The sequence below is a fragment of the Aquisphaera insulae genome (assembly GCF_011064615.1).
In the GTDB taxonomy this organism is placed as follows: Bacteria; Planctomycetota; Planctomycetia; order Isosphaerales; family Isosphaeraceae; genus Aquisphaera; species Aquisphaera insulae.
The window spans coordinates 1-8,370 of sequence record NZ_JAALJH010000165.1; the positions used below are offsets into that span (position 1 = coordinate 1).

An 8,370-nucleotide genomic window follows, 5' to 3' on the forward strand; every position below is an offset into this window, starting at 1 on the left:
TCGAGTCCCGACCCCGCCTCCGGGCCGCCAAGTCCCACTCTCCAACATCCCAGGGTTAGGGAGAGGGGGCTACCGCGATCGGCATGCCGGAGGACATCTCGGATTTCGGAGTGCTCCTCCTTCCGCGGCTCGCCTCGGAGTCAACGGCTCGCCCAAACCCCCTCTCCCTAACCCTCCCCCACGAAGGGGGGAGGGGAACAGACTCGCTCGCCCCCAGCTTGTGGGGGAGCGTAGGCCATGACCGTTGCCGAGTCACCTCCGCCCCCGCGGGACCCCTGGGAGGGCTTCCTCGCCGGGCCGGAGAACGAGCTGGCGGCGGCGAGCCTGCACGCGCTGGCGAAGGGGGATCGCGAGGGGCTCTCGCCGCTGATCATCCACGGCCCCTCGGGCGTGGGGAAGTCCCGGCTGCTGGACGGCCTGGCCGCGGACTGGATCCGCAAGCGGCCCGACGAGGCCCTGGCGCGGACCGACGCCGCGGGCTTCGCCGACGCCTGCTTCGAGGCCGCCGGGGCCAACTCCGGCGGCGGCGCCGGCAGGACGTCCGGGCCGGGCGAGGGGCCCGAGGAGGCCGCCGGCTCCGGCTGGGCCGGCCTGCGGGAGCGGTTCCGGTCGGTCGGCCTGCTGATCCTCGACGACTTCGAGGGCCTCGAGCGGATCCCCCTGGCGACCGAGGAAATGATCCACACGCTGGATGCCCTGGATGCGTCGGGCGGATCGCTCGCGATCGCCTGCCGGACGCCGCCGAACCAGTGGTCGCGGTCGCACTGGCCGGCGCGGCTGGTGAATCGCCTGATGGGGGGCCTGGCCGTCCGCGTGGACCCGCCCGGCCCGGCGCTGCTGCGGCGGTATGCCCTGGAGCGGGCCCGGTCCAGCGGCCTGGCCCTGGCCGCGGAGGCGATCGAGTCGCTGGCGTCCACGGCGGACGGCTACCGGACCCTCGACGGCTGGCTCGCCCGGCTCGCCCTGGGCGGCCGCGGGCGGAACAACCCGCTCAGGCCCCTGGACCTGGCGGCCGTCGCCTCGATCCTGGAGGACGAGGTCGACCTCGCGGCGGCGGGCTGGACCGTCGAGCGGATCGCCCGGTTCGTCGCCGCGCGGTTCGGCGTCAAGCTCTCCGCCATCCGGGGCGCGGGCCGCTCGGCCGCGGTCGTCGAGGCGCGGCACCTCGCCATGCACCTGGCGCGGGCCCGCACGACGCTCAGCTTCGCCGCCATCGGCGACTACTTCGGCGGCCGCGATCCGGCCACCGTCCGCCACGCCTGCAAGGCCGCCGCCGCGCGGATCGCCGCCGACCCCTCGCTCGGCTCCCTCGAGGCCCCCCTGCCCCCGGCCCGGCCGCGCCCGGCGGAGTGAGGCGGCCGGCCCTTGCATCGATGCGCGGGGTATTCCAAGAATATGGATGTGAGATGGGTGCTGGCGGCGATCGACGTGGATTGCAGAGTGCAGACGTCCCCGCGGGGGCGGAGGCGATCATGATGCGGCGAGTAGGACGAGGGGCGCCGGCCGCGCCGGCCGCGCTCTTGCTCCTGATGACGGTCGCTTGCGGACCGGCCGGGGCGCAGCGGGCGGCGGCTGACCCGTCGGTCGGCAAGCTGGTCATCATCCTGCCGGGCACGCCGTTCGAGCGGGACGAGGCGCTCCTGGAGGCCCGGCCCCGCGACGGTGCGACCGATGACCGGGTTGCGGGGGAGGTCTTCGCCGTGCGGCAGGTCGGCGGGGGCGGCCGGCATCTCCTGGTCGCGGCGGACGGAATCGACCTCTCCGGCTGGATCCCCTCCGCCAGGGCGATCCCCCTGAAGCGGGCCGTGACCGTCCTCACGGAACGGATCCGGAGGCACCCGGCGGGGAAGGAGAATTACCTCTGGCGAGCCCGCGTCCGGACCTTCCTCAAGGAATACGACAACGCATTGAATGATGTGGATGAGGCGATCCGGCGCGACCCCGGCAAGCCGTCCGGGTTCGTGTGCCGCGGCAACATCCGGGCCGTGATGGAGGACCATGACCGGGCGATCGCCGACTTCACCGAGGCCATCCGCCTCGACCCCGGCGGGGCGATCGCCTACATGAATCGCGGGAATGCCCGGCGGTTCGCCGACGACCTGGACGGGGCCCTGGCCGATTACGACGAGGCCATCCGCCTCGATCCCCTATCCGCCGTCGCCCGGTCGGGCCGGGGCACCGTCCGGATGATCCGCGGCGACCTCGTCGGGGCGACGGCCGACTACGACGAGGCCATCGGCCTCGATCCCGGCTACGCCAACGCCTACTGCGGCCGGGGCTGGGTGTGGGCCCGCCGGAAGCAGGCGGACCGGGCGATCGCGGACCTCGACGAGTCCATCCGACTGGACCCGAACGTCGGGGATGCGTACTACTACCGCGGCATCGTCCGCAAGGATCTCGGGCGGTACGACGCGGCGATTGCGGACCTGGACGAGGCGGTCCGCCTGGACCCCGAAGTCGCCGGCGCGCGCTACGGCCGGGGGACCGCCCGCTACGGGAAAGGGGACCTGGACGGCGCGATCGCCGACTACACCGAGGCCATCCGCCTGGATCCCAGGTACAAGCTCGCGTACGACGCCCGCGGCATGGCTCGAATGAAGAAGCGAAATTACGACGGTTCGATCGCCGACTACACCGAGGCCATCCGCCTGGATCCCGCGGACGCGGCCATCCTCGAGCGGCGGGCGAGGGTCCGGGGATACAAGGGGGATCACGCCGCGGCGATCGTGGATTATGACGAGGCCATTCGCAACCGGCCGGCCTTCCCGGCGGCCTTCCTCGGCCGGGGCGAGGCGAAGGCCGCGCGGAAGGACTACGACGCGGCCCTGGCCGACTTCGACCGGGCCGTGCGCCTCGCCCCTGGCCTCGCCGCGGCGCATAACGACCGGGCCTGGCTCCTCGCCACCTGCCCCGTCGAGAAGGTTCGCGACGCGAGGCGGGCGATTGATGCGGCGGAGACCGCCTGCAAGCTGACCGGCCGAAAGGAGCCCGATTTCCTGGGCACCCTCGCCGCCGCCTACGCCGAGGCCGGCCGCTTCGACGACGCCGCGCGCGTCCAGGCCGAGGCCATCGGGCTCTCCGCCGACCCGGCCTCGAAGCGGCCCGCCGAGGCCCGCCTGGCCCTCTACAAGAGCCACAAGCCCTATCGCGATCCGCCGTGACGCCCCCTGGTCCTGGAACCCCGGCCGCCGCGTCCCCAGGAGCCGGCGAGGCTCGGACGCGAGCCGACGCACTCCTGACCGACGACCAGGCCCGCAACCAGGGCGAGTCGCGCCTGAAGCTCTACCGGAATCACAAGCCTTATCGCCTTGAAGAGTGAACATTCACCACTTCGAGCCCCCATGCCCGAGCTGCCGGACATCGCGGTCTACATCGAGGCGCTCGAGCCGCGGATCGTCGGCAAGCGGCTGGAGGGGGCCCGCGTGCGGAGCCCGTTCCTGCTGCGGACGTTCGACCCGCCGCTCTCGGCGGCGGCGGGGAAGGTCGTGCGCGAGGTCCGGCGGATCGGCAAGCGGATCGCGATCGGGCTCGAGGACGACCTCTGGCTGGTGCTCCACCTCATGATCGCGGGGCGGCTGCACTGGAAGCCCCCCGGGGCCAAGGCCGGCGGCAAGATCCACCTGGCGGCGTTCGACTTCGAATCCGGCACGCTCCTGCTCACCGAGGCCGGGACCAAGCGGCGGGCGTCGCTGTACTTCCTCAAGGGCGAGCCCGCGCTCCTGGCCCAGGACCCGGGCGGCCTGGAGGTGCTCTCCGCGACGTTCGACGAGTTCCTGGCCGTGCTCCGCGGGGAGAACCACACGCTCAAGCGGTCGCTCACCGACCCGAAGCTGTTCAGCGGCATCGGCAACGCCTACTCCGATGAGATCCTCCACCGGGCGAAGCTGTCGCCGCTGGCGCTCTCGCGGAAGCTTTCCGAGGAGGACGCGAGGCGGCTCTTCGAGGCGGTCCGGGTCGTGCTCGTCGAGTGGACCGATCGCCTCCGCGATGAGCTCGCGGGGGGCTTCCCGGAGAAGGTCACCGCCTTCCGGCCGGAGATGGCCGTGCACGGGCGGTTCGGCGAGCCCTGCCCCGCGTGCGCGGCCCCCGTCCAGCGGATCCGCTACGCCGACAACGAGACGAACTACTGCCCCCGCTGCCAGACCGGCGGCAAGATCCTCGCCGACCGGTCGCTCTCCCGGCTCCTCAAGGACGACTGGCCGAGGAGCCTGGATGAGCTGGAGGCGTAGACGAAGAGGGACGAACCACGGAGGCACCGAGGCACGGAGAAGAGGATCGGGAGAATCTCGTCGGGGCCGGCTCCTGCCTGGCCCCGGTCGAGCCGTCGGATCACCGTGGCCCCATCGATCTCGGGCGTCTCACGGCAGCCCCGCCGCCCAGGCGGTGCCGCGGCGATAGAGATCCTGCGTGCCCGGCGTGCTCAGGGCGTTGACATCATGGCCGAGCGGGCTGTGGAAGACCCGGCCCTTGCCGTATCGGCTGGCGAAGGCCATCGGGTGGTCCTTGCCGTCGAGCTTGGACGTCGCCGTGGCGAGGACCGAGATCGGGTGCGTGCCGTCGAGGCAGGTATACAGCTCGTCGGTCGTCTCGAAGGGGGCGAGGCCCTTCGTCGCCGGGTGATCGGCCGCGACGATCCGGACCGTGAACTTGCCGTAGGGATCGTGGGGCGGGAGCTTGGGGTTGTACACGCGGCCGGCGATCTCGGCGAACTCCGGCCAGCCCTGGAAGGCCCCGCAGGCGAAGTGGACCAGGACCAGGCCCTTCCCCGACTCGACGAACCGCTTCAGGTTGGCGCGGGCCTCCGGGCCGGGGTCGGGCGATTGCCAGTTCATGTAATTGAGCACCACCGCGTCGTACTCGTGGAGCTTCGGCGAGGCCAGGAACGACGGGTCGGCCTGGACCTCGGTCGTCATCCGCGCGTCCTCGGCCAGGAACCTCGCCAGCAGGGGCGCGGTCTCCTTCCAGTGATGGCCCGGGTACTCGTTCCCGGTCAGCACCAGCACCCGGGCCTTCCCCGGCGGGGCCGCGGAAAGGGCAAGAGGGAGGGCCAGGGTGAGCGCGGCCGCGATCGCGATCAGGCGGAATCGCATGAGGACCTCACGAGTCAGAAATATTTAGATGTTCCTCGTCGTCCCCGGCACGGCGCAGACGGGGTACACGCCCTTGGCGTCGGGCCTGGTGGGGGGAGCCATCTCCCAGGTGCAGGCCTCGGGCCGGGGTGCGTAGAAGTACTCGGACCGGCTGACGTCGTCCCAGGTGACCTCCTGGCCGCTGTAGCAGGAGAGCTGGCCCATGATCGCGACCAGGGTGCTCCGCGCGGCGTAGTCGCCGCAATTGAGCGGCCGGCCGGCGCGGATGGACTTGATGAACTCCGCGTGCTCGATCACGTACGGGCTGACGTTCGGGCCGCTGTATCGCCACGGCTTCTGGCCCGTGATCACGCCGGACTTGAGGCTGGCCACGCCCTTCGTGCCGTGGATGAGGCTCGAGTCCTCGTTGTAGCAGTTGTTCGTGGTCCGGCAGAAGGCGTAGAGCTTGACGCCGTTGGCGTAGTGGTAGACCACGGAATGGTGGTCGAAGACGTCGCCCAGCAGGTCCTGCGGGCCGGATCGGCCGGCCAGGCCGTGGCACTTCACCGGGGGCGTCTCCTTCAGGGCCCAGGTGGCGCGGTCCAGGTTGTGGACCAGGGACTGCACCACGTCGTCGCCGCAGAGCCAACTGAAGCGGTACTGGTTGGCGTACTGCGCCTCGATCTCGCGGAGGCCCTTGGGGTGGGCGATCTGGCCGTACGGGCCGCGGATGAAGTTCTCCTCGATGGAGACGATCTCGCCGATCTGGCCGTCCTGGACGCGCCGGACGGTCTCGCCGATCATGGGCCAGAAGCGGCTCATCAGGCCGGAGAGGATCCCCACGTTCTTCTGCTTCGCCAGGGCCGTGGCCTGGCGGACGACCTGGACGCCCAGGGGGTCGATGGCGTGCGGCTTCTCCACGAAGACGTGCTTGCCGGCCTCGATGCCGGCCTTCAGGTACATGGCGTGGAACTTGGCCGCGCACGCGATGATCACGTAATCGACGCTGTCGATGACCTTCCTGTAGGCGTCGAGGCCGACGAAGCAGTGGGCGTCGTCCACCTGCACCTGCTCGGGCTTGTCGGACCTCAGGAGCGACCGGCTGGACTCGACGCGGTCCCGGAAGAGGTCCCCTATGGCGACCACCCGGACGCCCGGATCCGCGGCCATGGCGTCGCCCGCGGCGCCGGTGCCCCGGCCGCCGCAGCCGACGATGCCGACCCGGATCACGTCGCTCCCCGCGGCATGCACGCCGCCGGCCGCCATGACCCCCGCGATCCCCGCGGCGGCCGTGGCCGTGGCCGTCTCCTTCACGAACGCTCGACGCGTGCTCTCTCCGCGCGACCTCGAATTCGAAGGGCTCATCATCGTGCTCCTCCATCGACCGATGCGGCATGGATGTCGCGGGGACGGCAAGAGGCGGGGGCCTTCCTCCGCGACGGCGGGCTCTCCTTCGGTCTAACCCGCGCCGGATGCGCTGTCAACAGGGGCCTGGAAGAGAGGGACGAGGGTCGAGGGGCGAGGGACGAGCGAAAGGAAGGGGAGCACGCAGGATCGCTGACGAAGGGTCACCCGTCCCCCTGTCCCCCCGTCTGCTCCTCCACGCCCCTCGCCCCTCGCCCCTCGCCCCTTTCCTCGAAGCCCCCTGGCAATCGCCGCGGCGTCGCGCGATACTCGGGCATTCCTGCCTGCCCGACCTCGCGGCGCCCCTCGCCGCATCCTCGACCTCGTGCGATCACCACACGAAAGGAGCCCGCCATGTTCGACGACCTCTCCCGCCGTTCCTTCCTCGGCCAGGCGGCATTCGCGGCGACGGCGGCGACGGCCGCGGCACAAGGCCAGGGCCCCGGCGAGAAGATCCTGGGCGCCGGCGGCGTGGCGACCTCGGCGCGGTCGAAGAAGGCCTGGAAGCCGGTCTCCGACCGCAAGCTCCGCGTCGGGATCGTGGGCTATGGGGTCTGCCAGTTCGGCGCGGCCTTCGGCTTCCAGGATCATCCCAACGTCCAGATCGTCGCCGTCAGCGACCTCTTCCCGGACCGCTGCGCCAACCTCGCGAAGGCTTGCCGGTGCGAGAAGACGTATCCCTCGCTCGAGGAGTTGATCAAGGACGACTCGATCGAGGCCGTCTTCGTCGCGACGGACGCCCCGAGCCACGCGCGGCACTGCATCGAGGCCGTCCGTCGCGGCAAGCACGTGGCCACCGCCGTGCCCGCGGCGTTCGGCTCCATCGAGCAGGCCCACGAGCTCTACGAGGTGGTGTCGAACAGCGGCAGGACCTACATGATGTTCGAGACCTCCGCCTATCACGCCGAGTGCCACGCCATGCGTCAGGTCTACCGCGCGGGGGGCTTCGGCAAGCTCGTCTACTCCGAGGGCGAGTACTACCACGACTCGGTCGAGCAGATCCCGTCCTACAAGGAATGGCGGGTCGGCCTGCCGCCCCAGTGGTATCCCACCCACGCGACGGCCTACTACGTGATGGTGGCCGGCGGCCATTTCACCGAGGTCTCCTGCCTGGGCATGCCCAGCCTGAAGGGGCCGATGCAGCCGGGCAAGAACGCCTACGGCAACCCGTTCGGCACCGAGGTGGCCCTCTTCCGGACCAGCGAGGGGGGCATGTCCCGGATGGCGATGTCCTGGGACACCAAGGTCCCCGGCAGCGAGACCGGCCGCGTCTACGGCCAGCGCGGCTACATGACCGGCATGAGCTACCACGGCGACGAGAAGAACCTCCCCGACCTCGAGCGCCCCGCCCTGCCCCCGAGCGTCAACCCCGGCGGCCACGAGGGCTCGCACGGCTACCTCATGAACGAGTTCGTCACCGCCATCCTGGAGGACCGCAAGCCGCTGGTGGACCTCGTCGCCGCCCTGGATTTGACGGTTCCCGGCATCGTCGCCCACCAGTCGGCGATGAAGGGGGGCGAGACGCTGAAGGTGCCGAGGTGGGCGTGAGCAGAAGGCGTCGATGATGCGGATCTTGATCCAGATTGAGAAGCAGGGCGCCGACGGCTTCCTCGCGACGACCGGAGGCCCGCTCGACCTTCGGGCTGAAGGGAGGACGAGCGAGGAAGCCGTTGCGCGCCTGAGAGCCATGATTTCGGGCTCATCCGGCCGAAGCGCGCGCCGGACTCGGAAATCCGCCATCCACGGGCGTGGGCATGCGCATCTTTTGTAGGGTGTGTCAAGCGAAGCGCAGACGCACCGGACCGCCGATTCATGGGGTACGAGCGGGCGAGTCCATGCTCGCACGGCTTGCCCAAGAGGGGAGCCATCGTGATTTCCAAGGCCGCGCCGATCCGGT

At 70.9% G+C, this 8,370-nt stretch carries 6 protein-coding genes; 4 read left to right on the top strand and 2 right to left on the bottom strand.

Features of this window, described 5'->3' with window-relative positions; translation table 11 throughout:
- The first annotated feature begins 237 nt into the window (after positions 1-237).
- The 3 genes from G6O54_RS35990 to G6O54_RS36000 all read left to right on the top strand — a co-directional run bounded on the left by G6O54_RS35990 (position 238) and on the right by G6O54_RS36000 (position 4,229).
- Positions 238-1,353: a DnaA/Hda family protein gene (locus tag G6O54_RS35990; RefSeq protein WP_165235573.1), complete on the top strand. Its 1,116-nt coding sequence runs from the start codon at positions 238-240 to the stop codon at positions 1,351-1,353.
- Positions 1,354-1,433: 80 nt separating this feature from the next.
- Positions 1,434-3,161: a tetratricopeptide repeat protein gene (locus G6O54_RS35995; RefSeq protein WP_165235590.1), complete on the top strand. Its 1,728-nt coding sequence runs from the start codon at positions 1,434-1,436 to the stop codon at positions 3,159-3,161.
- A 180-nt stretch (positions 3,162-3,341) separates the two neighbouring features.
- Positions 3,342-4,229, top strand: a complete 888-nt coding sequence (locus G6O54_RS36000; protein WP_165235593.1) for an Fpg/Nei family DNA glycosylase — start codon at positions 3,342-3,344, stop codon at positions 4,227-4,229.
- Positions 4,230-4,358: 129 nt separating this feature from the next.
- On the opposite strand, the gene G6O54_RS36005 is transcribed toward G6O54_RS36000, so the two are convergent.
- Positions 4,359-5,090 (bottom strand): ThuA domain-containing protein, encoded by a 732-nt coding sequence (locus G6O54_RS36005; protein ID WP_165235596.1) that lies wholly within the window; start codon positions 5,088-5,090, stop codon positions 4,359-4,361.
- Positions 5,091-5,114: 24 nt separating this feature from the next.
- Positions 5,115-6,434, bottom strand: coding sequence for a Gfo/Idh/MocA family protein (locus G6O54_RS36010; protein ID WP_165235599.1), 1,320 nt, complete (start codon positions 6,432-6,434; stop codon positions 5,115-5,117).
- A gap of 393 nt (positions 6,435-6,827) precedes the next feature.
- On the opposite strand from G6O54_RS36010, the gene G6O54_RS36015 reads away from it, so the two are divergent.
- Complete coding sequence (locus tag G6O54_RS36015) at positions 6,828-8,021, top strand: Gfo/Idh/MocA family protein (RefSeq protein WP_165235602.1); 1,194 nt, start codon at positions 6,828-6,830, stop codon at positions 8,019-8,021.
- Positions 8,022-8,370: the final 349 nt, after the last annotated feature.